Below are 25,990 nucleotides of genomic sequence, written 5' to 3'. Positions count from 1 at the left end.
TTGGCGGATGCCACAGTGTGCCTCGAGCCCGTCTAGGCTGTAGTCCGGGCCGCGGTCGCCGACCGGCGACGGGCCGGAAAGCAGGTGACCGAAGTGACGATCACAGGAGGCGCCGTGAGCGACGTCGTGAACAAGGCGGCAGGGCAGATCCCCAGTACCGCCACCCTCACCTTCCCGGGCGGCACGGCCGAGTTCCCGATCACCCCGGCGGTCGACGGAAATTCGAGCCTCGACCTGTCGACCTTCACGCGCCAGACCGGCCTCACCGCACTCGACTACGGCTTCGTGAACACCGCGTCGACGCGGTCGTCGATCACGTATATCGACGGCGAGCAGGGGATCCTGCGCTACCGCGGGTATCCGATCGAGGAGCTCGCGGCGAACTCGACGTTTCTCGAGGTGGCGTGGCTCCTCATCTACGGCGAGCTGCCGACCGCCGACCAGCTCGGCGAGTTCGACGAGAAGATCCGGCACCACACGCTGCTGCACGAAGACCTCAAGCGGTTCTTCTCATCGCTGCCGCACACCGCGCACCCCATGTCGACCCTCTCGAGCGCCGTCTCGGCGCTGTCCACGTACTACGAGGACACGTCCGACCCGCACGACCCCGACCACGTCGAGCTCACGACCGTGCGGCTGCTCGCGAAGCTGCCCGTCATCGCGGCGTACGCGCACAAGAAGAGCATCGGGCAGGCCTTCCTCTACCCCGACAACTCACTGAACTTCGTCGACAACTTCCTGAAGCTCAACTTCGGCAACATGGCCGAGCGCTACGAGATCGACCCGGTGCTCTCGAAGGCACTCGATCGTCTGCTCATCCTCCACGAGGACCACGAGCAGAACGCATCGACCTCCACCGTGCGCCTCGTCGGATCGACCGGGGCCAACCTCTACGCGTCGATCTCCGCGGGCATCCATGCGCTCTCTGGCCCGCTGCACGGCGGTGCGAACGAAGCGGTGCTGCAGATGCTCGCCCGCATCCGCGACTCGGGCGAGGGCGTCCAGAAGTTCGTCGAGCGAGTGAAGAACAAGGAAGACGGCGTGAAGCTCATGGGCTTCGGGCACCGCGTCTACAAGAACTACGACCCGCGCGCGAAGCTCGTCAAGGAGTCGGCCGACCAGGTGCTCGACGGGCTCGGCGTGAGCGATCCGCTGCTCGACCTCGCCAAGGAGCTCGAGCAACTCGCCCTTGAAGACGACTACTTCAAGGAGCGTCGCCTCTACCCGAACGTCGACTTCTACACGGGCGTCATCTACAAGGCCATGGGCTTCCCGACGCGCATGTTCACAGTGCTGTTCGCGATCGGGCGCCTGCCCGGCTGGATGGCGCACTGGCGCGAGATGAACCTCGACCCGCAGTCGAAGATCGGGCGCCCGCAGCAGCTCTACGTCGGCGAGCCCGAGCGGCACTACCCTTCGGCGCGCTGAAGCTGCAGGGTGTCGCGAGCGGCGTCTTGAACAGCCTCCAACGTCGACGGCCACGGCCGCGTCTCACCGCGCTGCCAGAGCGGCGCCTGGTCGGCGTAGTTCGGATGGAAGGCGTGGCCGGATGCCCCGGTGAGGTTCACCCAGCGTGAGGCATCCGGGTCGCCGAGGTCGACGACCATGCGCATCGAGGGCACCCAGTGCACGCCGTAGCCGACGCTCGCGTCCCAGCCGATCGCGTTGACGATCGACGAGCCCCCGCCGAGCTCGTACGGCCCGCGGTTGAAGAGCCACTCGATCGGCGCGATGCCAGACTCGCCGAAGCTCGCGTTCGTGAGGGTGAGCGTGTGCAGGCGGCCCCAGCGCCACGAGTCGGTGTCGCCGCCCATGCGGGCCTCCGCCTCGCTCCACGCGAGCTCGAGCGCTCGTGCGATCATCGCGTCGCGACCGGCGACTCCCTCTGCGTCGTTCGACCACCATCGTGCGTCGGGCTCCGCGAGCAGCGTGCCGACGACGGAGAACCATCGGTCGCCGCCTTTCGGTCGCGTGCCGTCGGGCAGCTCGCCGAACATCTCGTCGAGCAGTGTCTTCCAGAAGACGCTGAAATACGCCGCCTCGGCGCTGTCGACGTCAGCCGTGGCGTCCCAGCCGTCGAGGAGCTCGGCGCCACGCGCCGCGTCGCCACTGAGTTCGAGTGAGGCGATCACGGGCAGGAACGCCGCGGCGTTCGGGTCGCTCGTGTCGAGCTGGATCTCGGCGAGCGAGTCGGCGGTCAGCTTCTCTCCGGCCGCGATGCGTTCGCCGAGGAGCCGTTCGATCGCCTCGGCGCGGTAGCCCATGTCCCAGTCTTTGGTGAGCAGGGCTTCGCCCGACGCGACGATCGGGTTGTTGGCGGTGACGAGGTATCCGCTGGGCGGATTCAGCACGCTCGGGAGCTCCTCGAACGGGATCGTTCCCGCCCAGCGGTTCTCGCTCGTCCACCCGTGGAGGGGCGCCGTGCCGTCGCCCGACGTGCGCACCGGGATGCGGCCGGGGGCCTGGTAGCCGATATTGCCGTCGACATCGGCGTAGATGAGGTTCTGGGCGGGCACGTCGAAGAGCGCGGCTGCGGCCCGGAAGCCGTCCCAGTCGCGAGCACGATCGAGTGCGAGAATCGCCTGGGGAGTGTTGCCCGCGGAGAGTGCCGTCCACTGCAGCGACACCCCGTATTCGCCCTCGGATTGGCCGGATGCCGCGGGGTAGTCGTTCGCAAGGCGCTCGAAGTCCGCGCCGATGTCGGTGACGATCGGCCCGCGCGCCGTGGAGCGCACCGTGATCTCGACGGGCTCGCCGCCCGCGACCTCGATGGTCTCCTCCCGCAGGGTGAGCGGCACCATGGCGCCGTCGAGCTCGTAGGCGTCGCCGTCGACGCGTTCGAGGTAGAGGTCGGCGACGTCGGGCCCGAGGTTCGAGACGCCCCATGCGATGCGATCGTTGTGGCCGATGATCACGCCGGGGAGCCCCGCGAACGTGAATCCCGAGACGTCATATGCGCACTCGGCGTTGACCTCGCCGCAGTGCAGCCCCATCTGCGCCCAGATCGACGGCATCGCCGGCCCGAGGTGCGTGTCGTTGGCGAGCAGCGGCAGGCCGGACTCCGTGAGCGCGCCCCGAGATCACCCACGAGTTGGAGCCGATGTCGGAACCCTCAGGGCCGAGGAGCGACGGCACCTCGTCGAGCATCGCGCTCAGGGAGGCGAGCGCGTGGGCGTATCCGTCGGCGTCGGCGTCGGCTGACGCGCTCGCGTCGGGCGGCTTCACTTCGAGCGGCCGCATGTCGGCTGCAGCCGGCGCGGCGACCGGCCCGTCGAGGATCGTCGGCTTCGCGTCCCATGCGTAGTCGGGGTGCAGCCGGGCGACCTCCTCGGGCGGCAGCACTGTGGCGAGGAGGGCCCGGTCGATCTCGTCGCCCAGGTTGGAGCGAAGATCCCAGGCCATCGCCTTGAGCCACGCGATCGAGTCGGCGGGGGACCAGGGCTCGGGGGCGTAGCCGGGATTCTGCAGGCCGAGCACCGCGTACTCGAGCGAGAGGCCGGCCCCGTCGCGCTCGGCGAGGTAGGCGTTCACCCCCTCGGCGTAGGCGTCGTAGAGGGCACGCGACGGCTCGTCGAGCATCTCGTACTCCTGCTCGGCCACGCCGCGCCAGTCGAGCGTGCGGATGAAGGCGTCGGTGCCGACTTGCGACTCGCCGAAGAGCTCGGCGAGCCGGCCGGAGGTGACATGACGGCGGAAGTCCATCTCCCAGAACCGGTCTTGCGCGTGCACATACCCCTGGGCGAAGAAGAGATCGTGGTCGGTCTCGGCGACGAGCTGCGGGATGCCGGCGTCGTCGCGGTACACGGTCACGGCCGCCGTGAGCCCCGGGGCCTCGACGCGCCCGCTCGTCGTCGGGAACGAGCGCTGCACGGTCCACCAGCCGAGGCCGGCGCCCGCGACACCGAGTACGAGCACGGTGACGAGCAGGCCGATCAGGAACGTGAACCCCCCGTGCCGGCGCGTTCTCGGTGCATCCGTACCCACGTCACTCCCTCGTGATGCGCATGGCGACGGCCGCCCTCCGGCGGCCCGCGGACCCCACTGTATCCGAGAAGCCCGGCGCCGAACGTCAGGCGTGCAGCGCGGTGTTGAGCGCCACTCCCGCGCCCGTTCGCGAGAGCACCTCGACCTGGCCGTTCAGCGAATTGCGGCGGAACAGCACGTTCGGAACGCCCGAGAGCTCGACGGCCTTCACGGTGCGGGGGCGCTCACCGGCCGCGCCGAGCACGATGACCTTCGTGCCCGCCGTGACGTAGAGGCCGGCCTCGACGACCGAATCGTCGCCGATGGAGATGCCGATGCCGGAATTGGCGCCGAGGAGGGCGCGCTCGCCGATCGCGACGCGTTGCGTGCCGCCGCCCGAGAGGGTGCCCATGATCGACGCCCCGCCGCCGATGTCGGAGCCGTCGCCCACGACGACGCCCTGCGAGACGCGGCCCTCGATCATGGAGGTGCCGAGCGTGCCCGCGTTGAAGTTCACGAAGCCCTCGTGCATGACGGTGGTGCCCGGCGCGAGGTGGGCGCCGAGTCGAACGCGCGAGGCATCGGCGATGCGCACTCGTTCGGGCGTCACGTAGTCGAGCAGGCGAGGGAACTTGTCGAGCCCGGTCGCGTGGATGCCGGCGCGCTGCAGTGCAGGGCGGAGGCGATCGAAGTCGGCGGGATGCACCGGGCCGGCGTTGGTCCAGACGACGGCGGGCAGGTGGGCGAACACGCCGTCGAGATTCACCTCGTTCGGGCGGACGAGGAGATGCGAGAGCAGGTGCAGGCGGAGATAGGCGTCGGCCGTGCTCGCGGGCGCCTCGTCGAGGTCGATCGAGACCACCACGACCTCGACGGTGACGGCTCGCCGCTCGTCGCCGCCGGCGAGGGCCTCGAGCTCGACGGGCGTCGCCGAGGCGTCGGGCGCGCCGAGCGCAGGTGCGGGGAACCACGTGTCGAGCACGGTGCCGTCGGCGGCGATCGTCGCGAGACCATGGCCCCACGCCGATCGCGGGGCAGACGGAAGGGAGTCGTCGTTCGAGGGCATGTCTCCAGCGTATCGGGGCCCTCCTAGACTTGTGGAATGTCCACTCCCGCTGCAGCCTGGCCGACACTCGACCTCACCGCCGACTCCGTCGCGATCACGCAGGCGATCTGCGACATTCCGAGCGTCTCGGGTCACGAGACACTGCTGGCCGACCTCATCGTGGACGCACTGGCTGGGGCATCCCACCTCGAGATCGTTCGCGACGGCGACACGGTCGTCGCGCGCACCAACCTCGGTCGCGAACGCCGCGTCGTGATCGCCGGCCACATCGACACCGTGCCGATCAAGGACAACCTGCCCACCCGGTTCGAGACGATCGCCGGCGAGCCCTTCCTGTGGGGCCGTGGCACGGTCGACATGAAGGCCGGCGTCGCCGTCCAGCTGAAGCTCGCGCTCGAGCTCGTCGCGCCCGCCGTCGACGTGACGTGGATGTGGTACGACCACGAGGAGGTCTCGGCCGAGCTCAACGGCCTCGGCCGGCTCGCCCGGCACCGGCCCGACCTGTTCGAGGGCGACTTCGCCATTCTGGGCGAGCCATCGAACGGGCAGGTCGAGGGCGGATGCAACGGCAACCTCCGCGTCGAACTGCGCGCCTACGGCTTGCGGGCGCACTCGGCACGCAGCTGGGTCGGTGAGAACGCGATCCACAAGCTCGTGCCGGCGCTCGACCGGCTCGCCGCCTACGAAGCGGCGACCATCGAGGTCGACGGGCTCGCCTATCGCGAAGGGCTCAACGCCGTGGGCATCACCGGCGGCATCGCCGGCAACGTCATCCCCGACGAGGCGATGCTGCACGTGAACTACCGCTTCGCGCCCAATCGCACCGTCGCCGAGGCCATCGACCTCATCAAGGAGATGTTCCCCGAGTACGAGCTCACGGTCGTCGACGAGGCCGAGGGTGCCCGGCCGGGGCTCGACGCGCCGCTCGCCCAGCAGTTCGTGCGCGCCGTCGGCGGCGAGGCACGCCCCAAGTACGGGTGGACGGATGTCGCGCGCTTCAGCGCACTCGGCATCCCGGCCGTGAACTACGGCCCGGGCGACCCGCTCAAGGCCCACGCCGACGACGAACGGGTGAGCGTCGACCAGATCCTCTCGTGCGAGCGGGCGCTCCGCGCGTGGCTCTCGAGCGGCGTCTGAGCCGAGCAGCCAAGTGACCTCGTCCGTGCCGGCCGAGCGGGAGCGCGATCCGTTCCGCGTCAACCGCTGGTCGACTCGCGTGCGATGGCGCCTCGCGCCGTGGTGGGCGAAGGTCGCCCTCATCTACTTCGGCGCCAGGGCGATCACGACGGTCATCGTGCTCGTGTTCGCAAGCCGGCAGGGACCGAACCCGTGGACGGGTGCGCAGCCGGGCTACTTCGAGTACGCGAACATGTGGGACGCGCGCTGGTACCAGATCATCTGGCTCGGCGGCTATCCCTCTGAACTGCCGCTCACCGAGACCGGTCATGTCGCCGAGAACGCCTGGGCGTTCCTGCCGATCTATCCCGTGCTCGTCGGCGCGGTCACCTGGCTGGGAGCGCCGTGGAACGTGGCGTCGGTCGTGGTCGCGGTCCTCGCCGGGCTCGGGGCGTCGCTCGTGCTGCATCGCCTGATGTCCCGCTTCCTCGAACCCGACCGAGCGCTCTTCGCGGTCGCGCTGTTCGCGGTCTCCCCGGTGTCGCCGATCCTGCAGTTCGGCTACGCCGAGTCGCTCGGATTCCTGTTGCTCGCCCTCGCGTTGCTGCTGCTCGTCGATCGGCGCTACGGATGGCTCATGCCCGTCGTCGTCGTGTGGTCCTTCACGCGTCCCGGGGCTCTCGCCTTCGCGCTCACGCTCGGGCTGCACTGGCTGTGGCGATGGTTCACGCGACGGAAGGACCCGTTCCCGGTACGCGAGCGCCTGCTCGTGGCATCCGTCGCCGTCTTCACCGGTCTGGCCGGGCTCGCCTGGCCGGCGATCGTGTGGGCGGCCACCGGGGAGTTCCACGGGTACACCGACACCGAGCTCGCATGGCGCTCGGCGTACATCGGCTACCACGAGCTCGTGCCGTTCACCGCGTGGTTCCAATCGGGCGGATGGTGGGTCGGGCAGCCGCTCGGCACGATCGCCGTGATCGCCATCGTGGTGCTCTTCGCCCTCGTGCTCCTCACGCCGGCCGTGCGCCGGCTCGGCGTCGACCTGCGGCTCTGGCTCGCGAGCTACGCGGTCTACCTGCTCGCGGTGTTCTTCCCGCAATCGAGCACGTTCCGCATCGTCGCTCCGATGTTCCCGCTCGTGGGCGCGCTCGCACTGCCGAGGGCGAGATGGTACCGCTGGAGCGTGGTAGCGCTTTCCCTCCTGCTGCAGATCGGCTGGCTCCTGATCGCCTGGGGCATCGACGGCCTCGACTGGACGCCGCCCTGATGGGCGTACGAATCGGCGCACGAAACGGCCGTCGACGGAGCATCCGCTCCACCGCCATGGCACTCAACAGGCTCACCGCGATTTCCCAGCACCACCCGCGATAGCCGATAATGGGAAGATCAGCCACGAAAGGGGTAGCTCAATGGCGGCCATGAAGCCACGCACCGGAGACGGGCCTATGGAGGCTGTGAAGGAGGGTCGCCTCATCATCGTTCGAGTTCCGCTCGAGGGAGGCGGTCGCCTCGTCGTCTCGGTGAACGACGCTGAGGCCAAGGAGCTCTACAACGTGCTCAGTGGCGTAGTGAACCCAGCCTGAGCCGAAGCGGTTCAGGCACCCAGCTTCACGATCTGGAGCAGGCCGTCGCCGGCCGGGGAGATCGCGGTGGCAACCGCGGTGGATGCGGCAAGTTCGCCGATGAGCGTGCGGAACGCACTCGCCGCCTCATCGCGTCGCACCGGGTCGGCGACCCTGCCTCTCCAGAGCGCCCGCGCGACGACCACGATGCCGCCGGGCTTCGCGAGCCGTAGTCCGTGCTCGGCATACTCGATCACTGCGGGGCCGTCGGCGTCGATGAAGACGACGTCGTATGAGCTCTCGTTCATGCGCGGCAGCACCTCGCTCGCTCGCCCGGCGATGAGGCGTACTCGCGCCGCCGTGATGCCCGCATCGGCGAAATTCTGGCGGGCGTGCTGCTGGTATTCGGTCTCGGTGTCGATCGAGGTGAGCAGCGCGCGCCGGGCGGCCTGCAGCATCCAGAGTCCCGAGACGCCGACTCCCGTGCCGACTTCGATGATCGACTCGGCTCGGGTCGCGGCAGCGAGCACGGCCAGTTGGGCGCCCATGGCCGGCGAGACGGGCTCGATGCCGAGCTCGAGCGACTGCTGGCGCGCTTTGACGATCGATTCGGTCTCGACGACCGACTCGTCGACGTACTTCCAGTTCAAGTCGTGATCAGACACGTGGCGGCTCCCGGGTGCATCTCTCAGCCCCCAAGCCTAGAGGCGTCGCGAGCTGGCGTTCGCACGCCTCGCCGCCGACTATCCTGTAGTGGTGTTCGGTCTGACGTTCGAGAAGCTCCTCATCATCGGGGTGATCGCCGTCTTCCTGCTCGGCCCAGAGCGGCTGCCGCACTATGCCGCTCAGCTCGGTCGCCTCGTGAGGTCGCTGCGCGACATGGCGACCGGTGCGAAAGACCGCATGCGCGAAGAGATGGGCCCAGACTTCGACGACGTCGACTGGAAGAAGCTCGATCCGCGCCAGTACGACCCTCGGCGCATCATCCGTGAGGCCCTCGTCGACGTCGATCCCTTCACAGAGCCCGAGAAGCCCGTCGTCGCTCGCGCGGCGGTGAACGAGAACTCCGCCTACCTGCAGCGCAAGCGCAAGCGAGACGCCCTCGGCGCCGACGAGCAGGCGCCGTTCGACTCCGAAGCCACGTAGCTCACGCGGTCGTTGAGCTTGTAGTAGGGCCCATGTACGTGGCCATCGGGACTCCGTGCCCGGCGTACCCCATGGAGTAGTAGACGCCGTCGTGCGGCCGGCCCTGACCATGCGGCCGAGGGTCATGTCGACCAGACCTCCCCAGCAGATGACGGCCACGTCGGTGCTGCCCTCGACAGGAGTTCTCGATCGCTCGGGCGAGCCCGTGGGCGCGGTGTCGAGCCAGTAGGGGTGGGGAAATTGTTGACAGTTGACAACTTTACACATATTGTCGACAATCGACAAAGCTTGTGCGAGCGGGGCCGAGCGGTGAAACGAAACTGGAGGACCACATGGGAATTGACATCAAGCCGAAGTTCGTGACGTTCGACATGAACGGAACGCTGATCCAGTTCCGCATCAACGATGCGATCCGTCAGGTCTTGGGCGACCGGCTGCCGGCGGAGATCGCCGCCGACTTCCTGCAGGCCTGCAAGGCGTACCGAATCGACGAGTGCACGGGTGACTACAAGCCGTTCCACCAGATCGTCGGTCGTTCCCTTGAACGCGCCTCCGGCAGGCTCGGCCTCGAGTACCGCGAGAGCGACGCACGTGCAATCTACGACTGCATCCCCACCTGGGGCCCGTACCCGGGTGTCACCGAGGCACTGAACCGCTTGGCGGAGGAAGTCCCGCTGGTGATCATCACGAACAGCGACACCGCGCACGCAGTGCGCCTCGCGGCGAACCTCCAGGCCCCGTTCGAAGTCGTCATCAGCGCCGAGCAAATGGGCGTCTACAAACCACGGCTCAGCGCGTTCGAGTACATGTTCGACGAGCTCGGCGCGGCGCCCGACGAGATCGTGCACGTCTCCGCGAGTCCGATGTACGACCTCCGCCCTGCTGCGGTCATGGGCATCGAGCACAAGGTGTACGTGGACCGGGGCTTCGAGGCGGACGAGCACTGGCTCGGCTACGAGCGGATCACCGACATCGCCGACCTCCCCGCTCTCTTCGGCCTGCCGCGTCCTTGACAGGACAGGTGAGACCCCAGCGTGGGGAGCCCGTCGACCGGCACCGCCTTCGACGGAAGACCGAATGGAAGCTGCAGCATGGACGCCACGTTCGAATGGCATGAGAAGCGGACGACGACCCCGGATGGCGTCTACCGCGTGCTGCGTTCCGCCATCCTCGATGGGAGCGTGCCGCCTGGGGGACAACTGCGTGAGGCGCACATCGCGGCGGATCTCGGGATCAGCCGGTCGCCGCTGCGGGAAGCGCTGACGAGGCTCGAGGAGGAGGGGCTGGTCGTGAAGATCCCCTTCCGCGGGGCCTTCGTTGTCGAGGTGAGCGCTCGGGAGGTCGCCGAGATCGCCTCGATCCGCTTACGGGTCGAGCCCTACGCCGGGCAGCTCTCCATGGAAGTGCTGCGCGGCCGGGAGCGGCCCACGTTGATGCAGACCATCGAGGACCTCCACCGGGCCACTGAGCAGAACGACATCCCGGCCAGCATCGATGCGCACCTTCGCTTCCACAGGCTCTTCTACGACTTCTCGGGACACGGAATCCTGCAGAGCCTCTGGAACGGGTGGGAGAACAAGCTTCGTCTCTACCTCGTGGTCGACCATCGCTCCTATAGCGACGTGCATGACATCGCACGCGAGCACGAGGGGCTGGTTGCGTGTGTGCTGGCGGGCGACGTGGACGGGTTCGGCCGGGAGATGGTTCACCACTTTCCCTCCGCACTGCATGCCCAGACTGAGGGCCACGGGAATGCGAGCTCCGGCGTACCTGACAACGCGGCGCCTGCCTGGGCGCCAACCTCGCCCTCGGCGGACCCCGCCAAGGAGGACTGAGACAGGTGAGCGAGATTCGCAACGAGAGCGGTTCAAGTGCGCAGCGGCTCCAGGCTCTCGGCCTGGACCTGCCCGCTGTCCGTGAGAGCCCGAAGTTCGAGAACCAGCGGGCGGTTGACTCCAGTGTGCACGTGGCGGGTCAGCTGCCCTTCATGGACGGTGAGCTCCAGGGCCAGGGGGCCAGTGAGCGGCTCGTCGACGTGCTCGGCGAGAACGGGCGGCACCCTCGCACTGCCATCGGTGTTGCCGGCTTGCCGCTCAACAGCCCGGTCGAGATCCAGATGATCTGCACGGCGATGTAGGACCAGCCGACAGATGCGCGTCCGACTCCTTCTCAGTGTCAAGGGATGAGCACGCGCCGTTCAACCGCCCGCTTCGGAGTTCGAGGAGTGCAGCATGCACCGGCTTCAACGAGTACTCAACCGCCTGGTCAACCGAGTGGACACCCCATTGCCGATCGTGCTGGCCGACGTCATGCAGCGAAACATCGATCGCATGCAAGTCTTCGCCGTCGAGCACCATCTGGACCTGCGGCCTCACGTCAAGACGCACAAGTGCGTCGAGGTCGGTCGACGCCAGGTCGAGGCGGGGGCGGTCGGGATCACCGCCGGCAACGTCGGTGAGGCGGAGGTCTTTGCCCAGGCCGGGTTCGAGGACATCTTTCTCGCCTACCCGGTCTGGCCGTCGGGTACCAAGGGCGACCGGATCCGCCGTCTGGCGCAGACCACCCGGATGCGCGTGGGGGTGGACAACCTTGCTGCGATCGAGGCCCTCGCCGAATCGATGAGAGGGGAGCCGGACCGGCTCCAGGTAGTGGTGGAAATCGACTGTGGCGCCCGCCGGTCCGGAGCCCCGCCCGCGGCTGCGGGCGATCTCGCACGTGCGGCCCGCAAGCGCGGGCTGGTGCCGGTCGGGGTGTACACCTATCCGGGGCATGGCAGCTCCGGTCCGGATTCCCCTGAGCCTGCGGCGCAAGACCAGCAAGCCGCGCTGACCGCCGCAGTGCGCAGCTTCGGCGACGTCGGCATCACCGCCGAGGTGGTCAGCGCTGGCTCGACGCCCACGATCGCCTTCTCGACCAACAGCGTGATCACCGAGATCCGTCCCGGCGAGTACGTCTTCTGCGACCTGAACAACACCCGGCTCGGCGCATGCGATGAGGACCAGATCGCGCTGTTCGTCGCCGCCACCGTCGTCAGCGACTGGATCCCCGATCAGGTGATCCTCGACGTCGGCACCAAGGCCCTGGGCCGTGAGGGCAACCCCGAACGAGGGTTCGGCGGCATCGCCGGGAAGAAGGCGGTCCTCGCGAAGCTCAACGAGTACCACGGGTTTGCTGCAGTGCCCGTCGGCGAACCGCGTCCGAGCGTCGGCACGGTCATACCGGTGGTGCCGAACCACGTTTGCCCAGTCGTGAACAGCTTCGAGGAGCTGGTCGTGACCGACTCTGAAGGCACGATGCTGGAGCGGTGGCCGGTCGCCGCCCGTGGACTCCTCAGCTGACTGTCCACGAAGCCTGCCCCACGAAACCACTCCCAACCCACCAGGAGAGATGAGATGAGACTCGAGAAGGTCACCGCGCTGGTCACCGGCGCCGGCAGCGGGATAGGAGCGGCGGTGAGCTCCCATTTCCGCCGCGAGGGCGCGCGGCTGCTGCTGACCGGTCGTAGAGAGCGGATGGACATCGTTCAGCCCGACGACGTGTACGTGTCCGGGGATCTCAACGACGAGGTGTTCGTCGCAAGCTTGGCCGAGCACGCCGCGGGCGCCTTCGGTTCGGTCGACGTGGTCGTGATCAACCACGGTCTGCAGGCCAGCAGCCCGTTGACCGAGATGGCGTACGACGACGCGAAGAACGTGCTCCACAGCAACCTGCTCAGCGCGTTTCTGGTGATGAAGCACTTCGCTCCGCTGATGCCCGCGGCTGGGGGCTCATTCGTGTGCGTGAGCTCGCGACTCGGCATGGTTGGCATGCCTGGGGAAGTGCTGTATTCCGCGGCGAAGGGCGGCCTGATCATGCTCGCAAAGGGTGCGGCGATCGAGTGGGCGCCGCGCAACATCCGGGTCAACGTGGTTGCGCCCGGCCTGACTGCGACCCCGATCATCGAATCAGCCTTCCGACGCAGGTCCGACCCCGAGGCGTACCGGCGTGAGCGCGAGTCCCAGATTCCACTTCAACGCCTCGCCTCGCCCGAGGAGGTCGCTGACGCTGTGCTCTTCCTCGCCTCGTCGGAGTCGTCCTACATCACCGGAGCGGTCCTTCCCGTCGACGGCGGGTACACCGCTTTCTAGCCGGCCTGGCGCTCGGCCGAGCGAACGCGTCAGCGGCGACGGATGCCGCGGAGCACCCACGCGAGCAGCAGCAGCGGTTGCTCGAGCGCCCCGAACTCGCGCCCGGTGCGCGGGAGCTGCAGCAGCCCCGTCATCGCCGAGATCGTCACGGGCTCGACGAACCGCAGCAGCCCCTCGGGACCGTTGCGCCGGCCGACGCCCGATTGCTTCATGCCGCCCATGGGAGCCGCGAAGGAGGAGTAGCTGCCGCGGTAGCCCTCGTTGATGTTCACGTTGCCTGCCTCGAGCGCGTTCGCGACGCGCTGCCCGCGTTTCGTCGATCCGGTGAACACCGCGGCATTCAGCCCGTACTCGCTCGCGTTGGCCGCGAGGATCGCCTCCTCCTCGTCGTCGACGATGTAGAGCGAGGCGATCGCGCCGAACGTCTCCTCGGCGTAGACGCGCATGGTCGGGGTCACCCCCGTGAGCACCGTCGGCTGGAAGAACCACGGGCCCACGTCGGTGCGTGCGCGCCCGCCCGTGAGCACGGTCGCCCCTTGCGCGAGCGCATCGTCGAGGTGCGCCTCGACGCGGGCGAGCTGTGCGGCGCTCGCGAGCGACCCGAAGTCGCTCCCGTAGTCGAGGGACGACCCGAGCCTGGCCTGTTCGAGCCGATCGACGAGGGCGCGTGTGAAGGCGCCGGCGACGGCGCGGTGCACGTAGATGCGCTCGATCGAGACGCACAACTGGCCCATCGCCGCGAAGCACGCGTACGCGGCATCCGTCGCCGCCTGCTCCGGATCGACGTCGTCGAGCACGATGAGCGGATTCTTGCCGCCGAGCTCGAGGGAAGCACCGACGAGTCGCCGACCGGCCTTCTCGCCGATCCTGCGGCCGGTCGCGGTCGAGCCCGTGAAGCAGATGTAGTCGGCGACGTCGGTGAGCGCCTCGCCCACCTCGGACCCCTCGCCCGTGACCACGGCCCACAGCGCCTCGGGCACGCCTGCGTCGATGAACGCACGGCGCAAGGCGAGGATCGAGAGCGCGCCCTGGTCGTCGGCCTTCTGCACGACGGCGCACCCGGCGGCCAGTGCGGGCACCACGTCCATCGCGGCGAGGCTCAGCGCGTAGTTCCACGGGGTGATCACCCCGGCGACGCCCTTCGGCCGATACCGCACCCTCGTCGTGAGCACCACGGGGACGCCCGAGCGCCGCCGTCGGCAGCGAAGCACTCCGCGAGCCGCGAGTGCGTTGTACCTCGTGAGCGAGGCAGCCCCGAAGACCTCCTCGAAGGCCTGCCCGCGAGTCTTGCCGCTCTCGAGCTGGATGAGGTCGAGCAGGAGCTCGCGGCGTTCGAGTACGAGGTCGTGGGCCCGCAGCAGCACCCTGCGGCGCTCAGCGAAGCCGGCGCGCGCCCAGGCCAGCTGGGCGAGCCTCGCCCTTGCGACGGCGTCGCGCACGTCGCCGGCGCTCGACCGCGGCAGCTCGTGGAGCGTCTCGCCGGTCGACGGCGTGAGGACGGAAACGGTGTCGGAGCCCGAGGCGACGACGTCGTCGGTGAGGCTCGTGAAGAGTTCGGGTGAGGCCGTTGGGGCGCGCATGCGCACAGTCTAGGACAGTTGACCCACTCGGCCCCGGCATGGCTCGGCGCCGAGCGCCGCGGAAGAGGCCGGCGTCAGCCGCTTGGCAGCTCGAGGCCGCAGCGCTCGGCGACATAGGCGTAGAGCTCCGCCTTGAGCGTGTCGGATGACGGGTGATCGAGCCGGCCCTTGTGCTCGCCCACAGCGATCGAGAACGGCAGGATCGTGCCCCGCTTGTCGTCGGCGATCGCGTGCGCGTCGCAGCGTGCCGGCCGCACCGGCAGCGAGAGTGTGAACGGGGCGTCGCCGGGAGCGACGTCGATGCCGAGCGTCCAGTCGATGCCGTCTTCGGCGTTCAGCAGGGTCGTGCCGTAGACGCGCTCGACGTGCAGTGAGTCGCTCCCGGAAGCCGCAGGCTCGACGAGCACATCGATGAACGCGCGCCGTTCAGCGCCCGATCCCGTCGACGTGAGGTGCTCGGGCATCGTGAACGTGGCGACCTCCGCCACGGCCTCGCCGAGGCACTCCGCGGCGTTGATGCGCGCGAGGGTGTCGAACGGGTCGTCAGGAGTGAGCGTCACCGCGGTGCTGTCGGCGGTGCCGTCGGCCGCGTGGGCCGTGCTCACGTCGGCGACGACGCTCGCCGGGCCGACCTCCACGTCGCATTCGCTCTTCGAGAGGTCGAGGCGCACGTCGATCGTCTCGCCGGGGGCGAGTTCGAGCGGCTTCGTGCGCACCATTCCGGGAGCGAGCGTGGCCGCCTCGAACGCGAAGCCCTCGATCGTGAGGGCTGCGTCGCCGGTATTCGAGAGACGCACCACCAGCCGTCGCGCCTCGATGTCGAGGCGGCCCTGCTTGATCGATGCCACGAGGCCGCTGGGATCGCCGGAACCAGACGGGTCGCCGGGCTGCCCGGGAGCGGCCCCGGTGCAGGCCGCGAGCAGCGCGGGAACGGTCAGGAGAGCGGCGATGAACGCGAACCGGCGGCGGAGACGGGCGCGGCGCATGCGGTCACCGCACCGAGACGTCGAGCCTGCGGCCCTCGAGCTCGCGGGGGAGCGCCGCGAGGTACGCCGCGACGTGCTCGATGGCGCGCGCCGCGGGGTCGTCGGGTGCGGCGATGACGACGGGCGTGCCCGCGTCTCCTCCCTGCCGCAGCGAGATGCTGAGCGGGACGCTCGCGATGAGCGGCACGGGTGCGGTCTGGCCTTCGGAGAGCCGCTCGGCGACGAGCGCACCGCCGCCTGAGCCGAAGAGGTCGAGCACCTCGCCACCGGGCTGCACGAATCCGGCCATGTTCTCGACGACGCCGACGAGGCGCTGGCCGGTCTGGCGAGCGACGACGCCCGAGCGCTCGGCGACATCCGCCGCCGCCGGTTGTGGGGTCGTCACGACGACGACCTCGGCGTTCGGCAACAACTGGCCGAGCGAGATCGCGACGTCGCCGGTGCCGGGCGGCAGGTCGACGAGGAGCACGTCGAGGTCGCCGAAGTACACGTCGGTGAGGAACTGGTTGAGGGTTCGGTGCAGCATCGGCCCGCGCCAGGCGACGGCCACGGATGACGCGCGCCCGCCCGGTTCGGTCGGTTCGACGAACATGCCGATCGAGATGACCTTCACGCCGTGCGCGACGGGCGGCAGGATCATCTCGTCGACGCGGGTCGGCCGCGCGGCGACGCCCGCCTCGTCGACGAGCCCGAGGAGGCCGGGAATCGAGAAGCCGTGTACGTCGGCGTCGACGAGCCCGACCGAGAGGCCGCGCGCCGCGAGCGCCACCGCGAGGTTCGCGGTGATCGTGGACTTGCCGACCCCGCCCTTGCCGCTCGTGATGGCGATCACGCGCGTGAGACTGCCCGGACCGAAGGGATTGCCACGAGCGGCGCGGCCGCCGCGGAGCCGCTCCGTCAGCGCGGCGCGCTGCTCGGGCGTCATCACCGAGAGCGTGACGTCGGCCATGCCGGCGCCCGCGACGGACTCGGCGGCCTGGCGGACATCGCGTTCGATGCGGTCGGAGGCGGGGCATCCGACGATCGTGAGCCGGATCACGACGTGCACGCGACCGTCGCCGCCCGCGGTCACGGACTCGACCATGTCGAGCTCGGTGACGGGTTTGCGGATCTCGGGGTCGATGACACCCGTGAGCGCCGCGTGCACGGCCCGTTCGATCGCGTCGGTTTCAGGAGACGGCATGTTCCGTCTCCTCGTCTTCGCGTCGGTCGAGCTCCTCGATCATCGTGCGGAGCTCGCCGCGGATGAAGTCCTTCGAGGCGAGCTCTTTCACCGCGAGGCGCAGGGCGACCACCTCGCGAGCGAGGTACTCGGTGTCGGCGAGATTGCGTTCGGCGCGCTGCCGGTCCTGCTCGATCTGCACGCGGTCGCGGTCGTCCTGCCGGTTCTGGGCGAGCAGGATGAGCGGGGCGGCGTACGACGCCTGCAATGACAGCACGAGCGTCAAGGCCGTGAAGCCGATCGCGATGGAGTCGAAGCGGTAGTGCTCGGGCGCGAACGTGTTCCACACCATCCAGCCGACCGCGAAGAGGGTCAGTCCGAGGAGAAAGCCCGGGGTGCCCATCGCGCGGGCCACCCACTCGGTGAAGCGCCCGAATCGGTCCTTGTCACCCGTCCCGCGGAAGGAGGGCGATCGGCGGATGCCCTTCGGGGTGTCGAACCGGCGGTCCTCGACGTCAACGCGTGCCATCTCCTGCCCTCCTTCCGTGCGGGATCGGGATGCTTCCCGTCGTCAGCTGGGCTCGCGCAGCAGCGCGTCGGCCCACACCCTCCTCTTCGGGATGACTTCGCCAGTCATCTGGCAGGAGGTAGTCGAGCACGTCGTCAATCGTCACCACCCCGACGAGTCGGTGCTTCTCGTCGACGACCGGCACGGACACGAGGTCGTAGCTCGCGAGGATGCGGCTGACCTCGGCGGCGGAGGTGTCGGCCGTGACGGGCTCGAGGCCCTGGTCGATGAGGGTGCCGAGGCGCTCGTGCGGGGGATAGCGCAGCATCCGCTGGAAGTGCACGAGGCCGAGGAAGCGGCCGGTGGGCGGCTCGTACGGCGGCAGTGTCACGCACACCGCCGCGCCGAGGGCGGGAGGCAGGTCGTGGCGGCGGATGAGCGCGAGCCCCTCGGCCACGGTGGCATCGGCCGAGACGATGATCGGCTCGGTCGTCATGAGCCCGCCCGCGGTGTCGGCGCCGTAGGAGAGGAGGAATCGGACGTCGTCGGCCTCTTCGGGCTCCATCAGCTCGAGCAGGTGCTCACCGCGCTCTTCGGGAAGCTGCGCGATGAGGTCGGCGGCGTCGTCGGGCTGCATGTGGTCGAGCACGTCGGCCGCGCGATCGTCGCCGAGCCGGGAGAGGATCTCCACCTGGTCGGTCTCGGGCATCTCCTCGAGCACAGAGGCGAGCCGGTCGTCGGAGAGCTCTTCCGCGACCTCCTGGCGACGCAGCGCCGGCAGGTCGAGCAAGGTGCTCGCGAGGTCGGCCGGCTTCAGCTCGGAGTAGGTCGCGATGAGGTGCTCGGCCGACTGCGCCTCACCGCTCGCGGTCGTCTCGCGCACCTCGCGCCACGTGACGTAGGCCGACTGCCCCTTCGAGAACGGCGAGGCTCCCTTGGGCCGGCGCACGAAGAGCTGCTCGACCTCCCACTCGCCCGGATCGTGCTCGGAGATCGCGACGTCTTCGATCGTCGCCGTGCCCGAGCCGTCGTTGAAGGCGACCTTGCGGCCGAGCATCTCGGCGATGACGCGCACCTCGCCGCCGCGCTGCTCGAAGCGGCGGAGATTGATGAGTCCGGTCGTGATGATCTGGCCGGCGCCGATCGAGGTGACCCTGCCGATCGAGACGAACACGCGACGCTTGCCGGGGATCTCGACGATGAGGCCGACGACGCGTGGCGGGTCGTTCTTGCGGTACACGACGAGCACGTCGCGCACCTTGCCGACTCGATCGCCCGCGGGGTCGAAGACGGCGCACCCGGCGAGCCGGGCGACGAAGACTCTCGTGGCGCTCACGCTTCCAACTTAGCCCCCGTGGGCTGCTTCCGAGCCCTGCACCGGGGAGCATGGGAGAATGACGGGGTGACCAATCAATCGCCCTTCGGCGGCCGCATGGGCCGCACCTTCCCGACCCTGCCGAGCGGCGAGACGGTGGCGAGCTTCGAGACCTACGCCGAGGCCCAGTCCGCCGTCGACGCCCTCGCCAAGGCGGAGTTCCCGGTGAAGGAGCTCGCGATCGTCGGCACCGACCTCACGAGCGTCGAGCGCATCACGGGCACCATGAGCTGGAGCCGGGCGGCCGGCGCCGGCGCACTGTCGGGAGCCTGGTTCGGTACCTTCCTCGGGCTTCTCCTCTTCATCTTCTCGCCGACGGGTGCCTCCGTCGGCATCCTCATCTCGGCCGTGCTGCTCGGCGCCGGGTTCGGCATGATCTTCGGCGTCGTCTCGTATTCGGTGAACCGCCGGCGGCGCGATTTCACGTCGGTCATGCAAGTGCTCGCCACGCGGTACGCGGTCATCGCCGAGACGGCCCACGTCGCCCGCGCTCGCTCCGTGCTCGGCGTCGACGCGCCGCCGCCTGCACGCGACGAGCGCCCCGATCGGCCGGGTGCCCAGGGCTCGGCCGCCGAGGCCGGGTCGGCGCCGATGAGCTACGGCGAGGCGACGGATGCCGCCCGGCGGGCGCGCGAACAGCAGGCGCGCGTCGATCGGGCCGATGCCGAGCAGGCGGCGACCGAACCCGCCGAGGGAGATCGGGCCGCGGGCGAGCAGGGGAGCCGTGCGCCCCGGGAACGGCCCCGCTACGGCGAGTTCGCCGAACCCGATGCATCCGATTCCGGCGACTCGGGACACCGGCCCAGCTGAATCCCCTGCCGTTTTTCAGCGTGCGCGAGTAGCGTCGCCGCATGGTGAGCCGATTCGAGCTCGACCGGGAGATCGCCGCAGGCGAGGACCCGAGGCAGCCGCTGCGACAGTGGCTCCGCAGCATCCGTCGCCGCATTCGCGGGCGCCCCGCGCTGCGCCGCTTCTACCGGATCCTCGTCGCCGTGATCGGCGGTGCGATCGCGACGCTCGGACTCCTGCTCGTGCCGCTGCCCGGGCCGGGATGGCTCGTGGTCTTCCTCGGCCTCGCGATCCTCGGCACCGAGTTCGCGTGGGCGAACCGCACGGCCGCGTTCACGAAGCGCCAGCTCGCGCGATTCTGGGCATGGTGGCAGCGTCGCCGCGCCGAACGCGCCGAGCACGCCGAACGCGCCGCATCTGCCGAACGCACCGAGCACGCGGAACGCGGACACCGCCCGGGGCGCGCCGCATGACCGAGGCCCGAGCGCGGGCGCGGTTCGTCACCACCCGGTCGTGAGCACCTCGTCGAGGGCGTCGACGAAGAAGTCGGCACTCGCGCGGGTGAGGCACATCGGCGGCTTGATCTTCAGCACGCACTGGCGGTCGGAGGTGGGCTGCACGATCACGCCGAGCTCTCGCAGCCGGTCGCAGATCGCCGTCGTCTCCTCTGTCGCGGGCTCGAGTGTCTCGCGGTCGCGCACGAACTCCACCCCCAGGTAGAAGCCGCTGCCGTGCACTGCGCCGATGAGTCGGTGACGTTCGCCGAGCTCCGCGAGCCGTGCCTTGAGGTAGCCGCCGGTCTCGACCGCATTCTCCTGCAGGCGCTCGTCGCGGATCACGTCGAGCACCGTCGTGCCCACGACCGAGCTGACGGGGCTGCCGCCGGCCGACGAGAAGAAGTATCCCTGCGAGCGGTACCGGTCGGCGATCTCGCGAGTGGTGATGACCGCGCCCAGCGGATGCCCGTTGCCCATCGCCTTGGCGATCGTGACGATGTCGGGAACGACGCCCTGTTGCTCAAAGCCCCAGTCGCCGAGCCGGCCGTAGCCCACTTGCACCTCATCGGCGACGACGAGGCCGCCGTGGCGGCGCACGACCGCATACACGGCCTCCAGGTATCCGTCGGGCAGCTCGATGCCGCCGGCGTTGCCGTAGAACGTCTCGGCGATGAACGTGCCGACAGGGGTTCCGGATGCCGCGAGCCCATCGACGACCGCGACCGCCTCCTCGGCGTACCGGCCCACTTCCGCCCCGCGATGCGTGCCGCGGTAGGAGTTGGGGGCGTCGACGGTGTGCACCCAGTCGGGGCGTGTGGCGAGGGCGTCGGGGTTGTCGGCGATCGAGGTCGAGACGGAGTCGGAGAGATCAGTCCAGCCGTGGTAGGCCTCGCGCACGGCGAGCACCTCGCGGCGACCCGAGCCCACCCGGCCGAGGCGCAGCGCGAGGTCGACCGCTTCCGAGCCGCTGTTCACGAGGAACACCGAGTCGAGGCCGTCGGGGAGGAGGGCCGCCAGGCGCTCGGCGAAGTCCACGATCGAGGGGTAGTTGAAGCGGGAGTTCGTGTTGAGCAGGCTCCACTGTGCTGCGACCGCCTGCACGAGCCTGGGGTGGGCGTGCCCGATCGAGGTGACGTTGTTGAGCACGTCGAGGTAGACGCGGCCGTCGGCGTCGACGAGCCACTCCTTCCACCCGCGCACGATCACCGGCGGTTCCTCGTAGTAGTACTCCTGCACCTCGGCGAGGGTCGCGCGCCGGCGCTCGATGAGCGCTGCGGCATCCGTGCGGTGTTCAGGAAGCGGTGCTCCGAGGATGAGCGCCGTCGGGTCGGCTGCTGCCACGCGCCACGCCGCTGCGAGCGACGGGGCGACGATCCAGGGCACCTCGACGTCGTCACGCGCCGCCGTCACGCGCAGGACGCCGGCCGCGATGCCGAGCGGGGTGCCGGCGCTCACCGTCGTGCCGTCGGCGAGTTCCGATGTGACGCCCGCGAGCCGCAGCACGAGCCCGTTGCCGCGGAGCTCGACGCCATCGGCGGTCGGCACCATCATGCCGGCCCACGGCGCCGCGACAGTGTGCGGTGCGGCGAGCGTGAGCTCGATCCCGAGCACGCAGTTCTCCGGCTCCTCGGTCGAGCGCAGCCTCGATCTCGTGAGTCGCGGCTCGGCGAAGCGAGTGAGCGTCGCGTCGGCGCCGGCAGCGATGGCGGATGCCGCGAGCTCGGGTTCTGCGTTCGCATCCAGCCACCGGCCCTCGTGCAGCAACGGACTCGTCGGTGAGAGGTCGAGCACGGCCACGCTCCCCGGATCGAGGTCGGGAAGCAGGCGTCGCTCCTCGGGGAGGGCCACCTGGCGGGCCTCGTGACCGGTCGCCGAGCGCACGAGCGCCGTCGCGACGGGCAACGGCAGCCCGCTCGCGCGCTCGAAGATGGTGATCTCGTGCTCGAGGTTTCCCGAGGCGTAGTCGTTGCCGGGGTCGGTCGCGAGCACGTGGTGTGCGCTCGCGACGAGGATCGCGCCGCGCACCACGACGAGCGGCCAGAGCGCCGACGCCTCGGCCGCCGAGAGCGGTCGCACCTCGTGGTAGGCGCGAACCGCGCGCATCGAGGCCACGATGCCGCCCCCCGCGTGGTGCAGGAGCGACGAGACGGTGATCGCGAGCTCGCCGACCGCCCAGCCCGCGTTCAGGTCGCCGAAGTCGATGACACCGTCGGGAATGCCCGACGAACCGCGGCTCGCGACCACATTGTCATCGGTGAGGTCGCCGTGGATGACCTGCACCGGCAACTTTGCCGAGAGGCCGTCGACGACCACCCAAGCCGCCGCGGCCGTCTCTGCCAGGTGCGCGCGGAGCGCGACATCGCCGACGTGGGGCAGCAGGGCCTCGAGCACTGCAGGTGCGCGGCGCAGGTCCCATTGGTGCGGCCGCTCGACGCCGTGCTCGTCGAAGTCGGCCAGGGCACGAGCGACGCGCCCGGCCATCGAGCCGATCGCGTCCACGTGCTTCGCCGAGAGGTGGCGGCCGCCCGAGAGCGGGTCGCCCTCGAGGAAGTCGAGCACGCGGGCGTGCAGCGTCTGCCCGTCGAAGGCGACGCGTTGCACGAGCTCGCCGTCGAGCCCGGCACGAGTTCGGGGCACCCTGAGGGTCGGCTCTCGCGCGGCGAGATGCTCCGTCGCTCGGGACTGCGCCTCGAGCTCCTCGACGCTCGTGCCGGGATTGGCGATCTTGAGCAGCACGCGACCCTGCTCGCTCTCGAGCAGGAAATTGCGGTCCTGGTGGCTTCCGAGCGTTCGCGCCGAAGCGGCGATGCCGAAGAGCTCACGGGCGATCGACGCCGCGTCCGTCTCGCTGATCTCGGGCGGGCTCGGCTGCACGAGGGAGAACCCGGATGACCCGGTCGAGACGTCGTTCATGCCAGCCCTTTCCTCGTCGGATCGCTGTGGTTTCGCCTACCAGCTGACCGGCTTCTCGGACGTGTAGAGCCACACATCGAAGAACGTCGCGAGATCCTGGCCCGATGCCTCCTCTGAAAGCGCGATGAAGTCGGCGGTAGACGCCGTGCCGCCACCGAACCGCTCCACCCACGTCTGCGCCAGCTCGAAGAACGCATCGTCGCCGATCTTCACGCGCAGCGCGTGCAGGGTCGCGGCGCCGCGGTCGTAGACCGGGTTCAGGAAGAGTCCGGGCGGGCCCGGGTCGGCGACGACGAGATCCCACTCGTCGTCGTCGGCGGGGATCGACAGGTAGTCGTCGAAGGCCGCCTGGGCCGTGTCGCCGCCCCGGTGCTCCGTCCACATCCACTCCGAGTACGACGCCCAGCCCTCATTGAGCCAGATGTCCGCCCAGCGGTACGGGCTCACGTGATCGCCCATCCACTGGTGCGCGAGCTCGTGCGCGACGGTGCCCTCTCCGGCGGTGCGGGAGAAGAACGACCGCGTCTGCGTCTCGAGAGCGTAGCCGACGCTGTCGTCGTCGACGATCGCGCCGTACGAGTTGAACGGATACGGGCCGTACAGTCCCTCGAAGAAGACGAGCATGTCGCTCGTCAGCGCAAGGCTCGCCGACGGTACCCCGAGGCGTGCCGGATCGACGGCGTCGAAGATCGGCGTGCCGTTCTCGGCGACGTACTCGTTCACCACGTAGTCGCCCACGCTGGCCGTCGCGAGGTAGGCGGCCATCGGGTCGGGCGCGTCCCAGTACCATGTCGTCTTCCCGTCGACCGTGGTAGCGGGACCGCTGGGCAGGCCGTTCGCGACAGCGACGAGGCCTTCGGGCACCGTGATCTCGAACGAGTACGTCGACTTGTCGGTCGGATGGTCGTTGACGGGGAACCACGTGGCCGACCCGTCGGGCTCGCTCACCACCATCGCGCCGTCACGAGTCGTGACCCAGCCGTACAGCGCACCCTCGATGTCCGTCGGCCGCGTGGTCGTTCCGCCGTAGGTGACCACGACCTGCGTCGTCTTGCCGGCCTTGACCTTCTTCGTCGGCGTGATGACGAGCTCGTTCGTGGTCTGCGTGAAGGTCGCGGGCTTGCCGGACACCGTCACCTCGGTGGCGGTGAGACCGCGCAGGTCGAGGTTGAATCGGCTGAGGTCCTGCGTCGGGATGAGGTCGATCGTGGCGACGCCGTCGAGACGGCCCTCGAGCGGCGCCGGGTCGGGCGGTGCCGGTGTGTAGTCGAGGTCGAGGTCGTAGTGCACGACGTCGGTGCCACCGTTGCCGGCGAGCGGGAAGTAGGGGTCGCCGGCCCCGTCGGCACCTGGAGCGTATTCCGGAAGTGCGGCGACGGCGACGGATGGCGCGCCCAAAGAGGGCGACCGCGGCGACTGCCGATCCGAGGGCGAGGAGTGCGTTGCGACGACGGGACGGCATGGATCCTCCAGCGTTCGGTGGTGCGATCGACGAGACTGCCGCGGGGATCTGACCGGAGCCTGCCGGGAGCGACGGTGCAGCCACCCTAGACCGCGTGCAGGCGCCCTCGCCAGAGTCGCGGCGATGTCAGGCGACGCCGCCGCGCACCCAGGCCTCGACCTCGTCGGCCGTGCGGGGGATGCGCGCCGAGAGGTTCTCGGCACCGCCCTCGGTGACGAGGATGTCGTCTTCGATGCGCACGCCGATGCCGCGGAACTCCGCGGGCACGGTGAGATCGTCGGGCTGGAAGTAGAGTCCGGGCTCGATCGTGAAGACCATGCCGGGCTCGAGCACCCCGTCCATGTACATCGAGCGCCGCGCTTGGGCGCAATCGTGCACGTCGAGGCCGAGGTGGTGGCTCGTGCCGTGCACCATGTACCGGCGGTGGAACTGGTTCTCGGGCTCGAGCGACTCCTCGGCCGAGACGGGCAGGAAGCCCCACTCCGCGGTCTTGCGTGCGATGACGCCCATGGCGGCGGCGTGCACCTCGCGGAAGATCGCACCGGGGCGCACGACCGCGAACGCGGCATCCGCCGCCTCGAGCACTGCCTCGTAGATCTGCCGTTGCACGGGCGAGAACGTGCCGTTCACGGGGAAGGTGCGGGTGATGTCGGCCGTGTAATACGTGTCGAGCTCGACGCCGGCGTCGAGCAGCACGAGGTCGCCGGGTGCGACGGCCCCGTCGTTGCGGGTCCAGTGCAGGATGGTCGCATGCGGTCCGGCCGCGGCGATCGAGCCGTAGCCGACGTCGTTGCCATCGAGCCGGGCCCGGGTCGCGAAGACGCCCTCGATGACGCGCTCGCCGCGCACCTCGGCGGTGATCCGCGGAAGCTCCGCGATGACCTCGGTGAAGCCGCGCTCGGTCGCATCGATCGCGGCGCGCATCTCGCTGACCTCGAACTCGTCTTTCACGAGTCGGAGCTCGGAGAGCGTGCGGGCCAGTTCTCCGTCGGGCTCGTGGTCGCCGCCGACCTCGATGCTGAACGGGGTGTCGGCGGCGTTCGTCGAGAGCGCCTGCTCGGCGGCGAACCGGATGCGGGCGTGGTCGACACGATCGGTGATGGCGGCGTCGGCCTCGCGCAGCACGAGCGTCGCGGTGTCGACCGAGTCGATGACGCGCTCGAATTCGTCGAGTCCTCGCGTCTCGAGCGCGAGATCGGCGGCCACGTGTGCGAGCGATGGGCGCGCCCCGATCCAGAACTCTCCGATCGCCGGGTTGGCGTAGAACTCCTCGGAGTCGCGGCCGGCACGCTCACGGAAGTACACCGTCGCCGTGTGGCCGTCGCCGTCGGGCGAGAGCACGAGCACGGCGCCGGGCTCGCTGTCGGAACCCCAACCCGTGAGGTGGGCGAACGCCGAGTGCGCCCGGTAGGGATAGTCGGTGTCGTTGGCGCGCTGCTTCATGTCGCCGGCCGGGATGATGAGGCGCACGCCGGTGAACGCCGCCGACACCGTGGCTCGGCGCGCCGCAGCGAACGCGGCCTGGGCGCGCGCGGGCGGCACGGTCTCTTCACGCTCGGCCCAGCCATTGCCGATGAACTCCTTGAACCCCTCGGACCCGGGCGTCGTCGAGCGGTTCGCGTTGCGACTGGCCTCTTCGGATGTCGGGGGTGCCGTCTTGGTCGAGGTGTCGGTCGAGTTCGCCATGCCTCCCATTCTCGCACCGACCTCCGGGGGGCGGGATCGCGTCGAACGTCGC

The 25,990-nt window shown here is 69.6% G+C and carries 24 protein-coding genes; 12 read left to right on the top strand and 12 right to left on the bottom strand.

The features are described 5' to 3' along the window. The first annotated feature begins 114 nt into the window (after positions 1-114). Positions 115-1,428: a citrate synthase gene (locus tag QFZ29_RS10935; protein WP_373426205.1), complete on the top strand. Its 1,314-nt coding sequence runs from the start codon at positions 115-117 to the stop codon at positions 1,426-1,428. Here QFZ29_RS10935 and QFZ29_RS10930 read toward each other — a convergent pair. The 3 genes from QFZ29_RS10930 to dapD all read right to left on the bottom strand — a co-directional run bounded on the left by QFZ29_RS10930 (position 1,410) and on the right by dapD (position 5,029). Continuing rightward, positions 1,410-3,014 (bottom strand): penicillin acylase family protein, encoded by a 1,605-nt coding sequence (locus QFZ29_RS10930; RefSeq protein WP_306894137.1) that lies wholly within the window; start codon positions 3,012-3,014, stop codon positions 1,410-1,412. The two genes, QFZ29_RS10935 and QFZ29_RS10930, sit on opposite strands and share 19 nt — an antisense overlap. Continuing rightward, the gene (locus tag QFZ29_RS10925; RefSeq protein WP_306894136.1) at positions 2,950-3,984 is read right to left on the bottom strand and encodes a penicillin acylase family protein; all 1,035 of its coding nucleotides are present in this window, start codon (positions 3,982-3,984) and stop codon (positions 2,950-2,952) included. Before QFZ29_RS10925 ends, QFZ29_RS10930 begins: the two co-directional genes overlap by 65 nt. An 85-nt stretch (positions 3,985-4,069) precedes the next feature. Continuing rightward, positions 4,070-5,029: a 2,3,4,5-tetrahydropyridine-2,6-dicarboxylate N-succinyltransferase gene (gene dapD, locus QFZ29_RS10920; RefSeq protein ID WP_306894135.1), complete on the bottom strand. Its 960-nt coding sequence runs from the start codon at positions 5,027-5,029 to the stop codon at positions 4,070-4,072. A 36-nt stretch (positions 5,030-5,065) separates the two neighbouring features. On the opposite strand from dapD, the gene dapE reads away from it, so the two are divergent. From dapE to QFZ29_RS10905, 3 genes are all read left to right on the top strand, one after another. After that, positions 5,066-6,166, top strand: coding sequence for a succinyl-diaminopimelate desuccinylase (gene dapE / locus QFZ29_RS10915; RefSeq protein ID WP_306894134.1), 1,101 nt, complete (start codon positions 5,066-5,068; stop codon positions 6,164-6,166). 13 nt (positions 6,167-6,179) lie between these two features. Beyond that, entirely contained in the window at positions 6,180-7,412 is a 1,233-nt protein-coding gene (locus tag QFZ29_RS10910; RefSeq protein ID WP_306894133.1) for a hypothetical protein, read from the top strand. A 142-nt stretch (positions 7,413-7,554) separates the two neighbouring features. Next, on the top strand, positions 7,555-7,728 hold the full coding sequence (locus tag QFZ29_RS10905) for a DUF3117 domain-containing protein (protein ID WP_129521922.1): 174 nt from the start codon (positions 7,555-7,557) through the stop codon (positions 7,726-7,728). An 11-nt stretch (positions 7,729-7,739) separates the two neighbouring features. On the opposite strand, the gene QFZ29_RS10900 is transcribed toward QFZ29_RS10905, so the two are convergent. Next, a complete protein-coding gene (locus QFZ29_RS10900; protein WP_129521923.1) occupies positions 7,740-8,372 on the bottom strand; it encodes an O-methyltransferase in 633 nt (210 codons plus the stop codon). Between the two features lie 91 nt (positions 8,373-8,463). On the opposite strand from QFZ29_RS10900, the gene QFZ29_RS10895 reads away from it, so the two are divergent. From QFZ29_RS10895 to QFZ29_RS10870, 6 genes are all read left to right on the top strand, one after another. Next, the gene (locus QFZ29_RS10895) at positions 8,464-8,853 is read left to right on the top strand and encodes a sec-independent translocase (protein WP_306894132.1); all 390 of its coding nucleotides are present in this window, start codon (positions 8,464-8,466) and stop codon (positions 8,851-8,853) included. A gap of 332 nt (positions 8,854-9,185) precedes the next feature. Further along, a complete protein-coding gene (locus tag QFZ29_RS10890) occupies positions 9,186-9,866 on the top strand; it encodes a haloacid dehalogenase type II (protein ID WP_306894131.1) in 681 nt (226 codons plus the stop codon). 78 nt (positions 9,867-9,944) lie between these two features. Next, positions 9,945-10,688, top strand: a complete 744-nt coding sequence (locus tag QFZ29_RS10885) for a GntR family transcriptional regulator (protein WP_306894130.1) — start codon at positions 9,945-9,947, stop codon at positions 10,686-10,688. A 5-nt stretch (positions 10,689-10,693) separates the two neighbouring features. Then, positions 10,694-10,990, top strand: coding sequence for a hypothetical protein (locus tag QFZ29_RS10880; RefSeq protein WP_306894129.1), 297 nt, complete (start codon positions 10,694-10,696; stop codon positions 10,988-10,990). A 94-nt stretch (positions 10,991-11,084) separates the two neighbouring features. After that, complete coding sequence (locus QFZ29_RS10875; protein WP_306894128.1) at positions 11,085-12,191, top strand: alanine racemase; 1,107 nt, start codon at positions 11,085-11,087, stop codon at positions 12,189-12,191. Between the two features lie 54 nt (positions 12,192-12,245). Beyond that, positions 12,246-12,980 (top strand): SDR family NAD(P)-dependent oxidoreductase, encoded by a 735-nt coding sequence (locus tag QFZ29_RS10870; protein WP_306894127.1) that lies wholly within the window; start codon positions 12,246-12,248, stop codon positions 12,978-12,980. Between the two features lie 29 nt (positions 12,981-13,009). On the opposite strand, the gene QFZ29_RS10865 is transcribed toward QFZ29_RS10870, so the two are convergent. The 5 genes from QFZ29_RS10865 to QFZ29_RS10845 form a co-directional block, all read right to left on the bottom strand. Then, positions 13,010-14,560: a succinic semialdehyde dehydrogenase gene (locus QFZ29_RS10865; RefSeq protein ID WP_306894126.1), complete on the bottom strand. Its 1,551-nt coding sequence runs from the start codon at positions 14,558-14,560 to the stop codon at positions 13,010-13,012. A gap of 74 nt (positions 14,561-14,634) precedes the next feature. Beyond that, a complete protein-coding gene (locus tag QFZ29_RS10860; RefSeq protein ID WP_306894125.1) occupies positions 14,635-15,546 on the bottom strand; it encodes a hypothetical protein in 912 nt (303 codons plus the stop codon). A 4-nt stretch (positions 15,547-15,550) separates the two neighbouring features. Continuing rightward, positions 15,551-16,729: an Mrp/NBP35 family ATP-binding protein gene (locus QFZ29_RS10855; RefSeq protein WP_306894124.1), complete on the bottom strand. Its 1,179-nt coding sequence runs from the start codon at positions 16,727-16,729 to the stop codon at positions 15,551-15,553. Further along, positions 16,716-17,237, bottom strand: a complete 522-nt coding sequence (locus QFZ29_RS10850; protein ID WP_306894123.1) for a DUF1003 domain-containing protein — start codon at positions 17,235-17,237, stop codon at positions 16,716-16,718. The genes QFZ29_RS10855 and QFZ29_RS10850 overlap by 14 nt, the downstream gene beginning before the upstream one ends. Continuing rightward, positions 17,224-18,552: a magnesium transporter MgtE N-terminal domain-containing protein gene (locus tag QFZ29_RS10845; RefSeq protein WP_129521929.1), complete on the bottom strand. Its 1,329-nt coding sequence runs from the start codon at positions 18,550-18,552 to the stop codon at positions 17,224-17,226. The genes QFZ29_RS10850 and QFZ29_RS10845 overlap by 14 nt, the downstream gene beginning before the upstream one ends. Before the next feature lie 66 nt (positions 18,553-18,618). Between QFZ29_RS10845 and QFZ29_RS10840 the strand changes: the two genes are divergently transcribed. Together QFZ29_RS10840 and QFZ29_RS10835 are read left to right on the top strand one after the other, a co-directional pair. Continuing rightward, entirely contained in the window at positions 18,619-19,401 is a 783-nt protein-coding gene (locus tag QFZ29_RS10840) for a general stress protein (protein ID WP_306894122.1), read from the top strand. 41 nt (positions 19,402-19,442) lie between these two features. Further along, on the top strand, positions 19,443-19,853 hold the full coding sequence (locus tag QFZ29_RS10835; RefSeq protein ID WP_306894121.1) for a TIGR02611 family protein: 411 nt from the start codon (positions 19,443-19,445) through the stop codon (positions 19,851-19,853). 27 nt (positions 19,854-19,880) lie between these two features. On the opposite strand, the gene QFZ29_RS10830 is transcribed toward QFZ29_RS10835, so the two are convergent. From QFZ29_RS10830 to QFZ29_RS10820, 3 genes are all read right to left on the bottom strand, one after another. Beyond that, on the bottom strand, positions 19,881-22,790 hold the full coding sequence (locus QFZ29_RS10830) for an aminotransferase (RefSeq protein ID WP_306894120.1): 2,910 nt from the start codon (positions 22,788-22,790) through the stop codon (positions 19,881-19,883). A gap of 36 nt (positions 22,791-22,826) precedes the next feature. Further along, on the bottom strand, positions 22,827-24,188 hold the full coding sequence (locus QFZ29_RS10825; RefSeq protein WP_306894119.1) for a M1 family metallopeptidase: 1,362 nt from the start codon (positions 24,186-24,188) through the stop codon (positions 22,827-22,829). A 190-nt stretch (positions 24,189-24,378) separates the two neighbouring features. Beyond that, positions 24,379-25,938 (bottom strand): aminopeptidase P family protein, encoded by a 1,560-nt coding sequence (locus tag QFZ29_RS10820; RefSeq protein WP_306894118.1) that lies wholly within the window; start codon positions 25,936-25,938, stop codon positions 24,379-24,381. Positions 25,939-25,990 lie beyond the last annotated feature (52 nt).

The sequence above is a fragment of the Agromyces albus genome (assembly GCF_030815405.1).
GTDB classification, from domain to species: domain Bacteria; phylum Actinomycetota; class Actinomycetes; order Actinomycetales; family Microbacteriaceae; genus Agromyces; species Agromyces albus_A.
The sequence above is the reverse complement of the archived record's forward strand: the minus strand, read 5'-3'. Positions and strand labels throughout refer to the sequence as shown.